We start from the raw sequence: 1546 nt of genomic DNA, 5'->3' as shown, positions 1-1546 counted from the left end.
AGATGGGCCTGATACACATGAACGGTAGAGTGTATGACCCACAAATTGGAAGATTCCTCAGTGCTGATCCCTATATCCAATCCCCTTACAATACTCAGAGTTATAATAGATACAGTTATGTAATGAACAACCCGCTGAAATACACTGACCCGAGCGGTTACAATCCCTTTAAAGCAATAGCTAAAGCATGGCGAGGTCTTTGGAGGGGTATTAAAAAATACGCCAGAGTTGTTGTAGCGGCTGTTATTGCTTATTACACAGCTGGAGCAGTTAACGCATGGATGATTGGACCAATATGTGTGCCAGTAGGTTCGTCTATTGCTATCAACGCTGCAATAGTTGCAGGTGCCGCAGGTGGTGCTGCCTTTGGGGCATCTAACACCTTACTACATGGAGGTAGTTTTTCTCAAGCACTTGACAATGGATTAAAAGGCGCTTTTGCAGGTGCAATTACAGGTGGTATTGCAGGGCAATATGGCAATACTTGGAATGCACAAAGAATTGGTGCTAGTGCTTTTAGTGGAGGTATTTCTGCTGAGTTACAAGGTGGTAAGTTTAAAGATGGCTTTAAAGCTGCATTTATTGGTAGCTCACTTAGGTATCTTTATAATAAAGTTACCAAGTTTGATGTGGATGCGCGGCATGGAGAAAGGGCAGCTTCATTTAAGGACAATGCTGGTCATTCACTTCAAAACACCAATAATTTTGGTTTTTCTCATAGAGCTTCAAGTGTTAGTGAAATTGGGCGACTTGTTCCTGATTTTTTGATTAAAAGCAATGAAGGAAGTGAGGGCAGTTTTTGGTCAAGGATTGCTAATCGAGCGCCGCTAGGACTTAATAGCGTAGCGGGATTCCATGATAATATTTTTGCTAATGGGTATGTTGAGTTTGATCGGTATCTTAATGTAATCACTATGGTTCCAGCAGTAATCGTTACTTATGGTGCAATGACTGATAGATATGGTATAGGCACCCAATTAGCAAGTAGGAAATATTAAATGAAATCTATTGTCTTATTTGTACTAACATTGAATTTAACGGGTTGCTTTACTGGACTTTTAACGCCTAAAACATGGTTTAATCAAGATGAATATTTGCATTTTCTTTACAAAGATCGGCAGGAAGGCTATATAAGTTCTAATGTTATCCCTATTTGCAAATACAGACATTGTAAAAAAATGAGTGAAGATGCCATTTATGTTGAGTATTATTATAACTTTATTGCGTTTAGATCAAGATATAAAGGTACATGCACTACTATTTATAAAGCTAGAAAAAGTGATAATATTATTGTCAGTTGGCGTTTTGAGGGTAGAAAATATGACTGTTTACTGTATTAAGATATTAGAGCGCTATGGGTGTAATACCCCCAAAAAACCACACCATTCTAAAGTAGAAAATTCTATAGATATTGGGGACGCTACCCTTTTTGGATATAGAGATATATAGGGACGCTACCCTTTTTTTACATCCCTGACAAAACCCGCTACCTCCACTACGACAACCTCGGCTCAATAGACACCATCACCGATGGACAAGGCAACAT

The 1546-nt window shown here is 38.9% G+C and carries 2 protein-coding genes; both read left to right on the top strand.

Annotated elements, in window-relative coordinates; translation table 11 throughout:
- Nucleotides 1–998 (top strand): RHS repeat-associated core domain-containing protein (locus BBROOKSOX_RS10870; protein ID WP_218973745.1); only part of this gene is annotated, 998 nt, incomplete at its 5' end.
- Complete coding sequence (locus BBROOKSOX_RS10865; protein WP_139661814.1) at nt 999–1340, top strand: hypothetical protein; 342 nt, start codon at nt 999–1001, stop codon at nt 1338–1340. It begins immediately after the preceding gene.
- The last annotated feature ends 206 nt before the right edge of the window (nt 1341–1546 follow it).

It is taken from the genome of bacterium endosymbiont of Bathymodiolus sp. 5 South, assembly GCF_900128535.1.
Classification (GTDB): Bacteria; Pseudomonadota; Gammaproteobacteria; order PS1; family Pseudothioglobaceae; genus Thiodubiliella.
This window is presented reverse-complemented; position numbering and strand designations above follow the sequence as displayed.

Coding starts and splice junctions, on each gene's coding strand:
- BBROOKSOX_RS10865 (WP_139661814.1), top strand. CDS start 999: ATGAAATCTATTGTCTTATTTGTACTAACATTGAATTTAACGGGTTGC.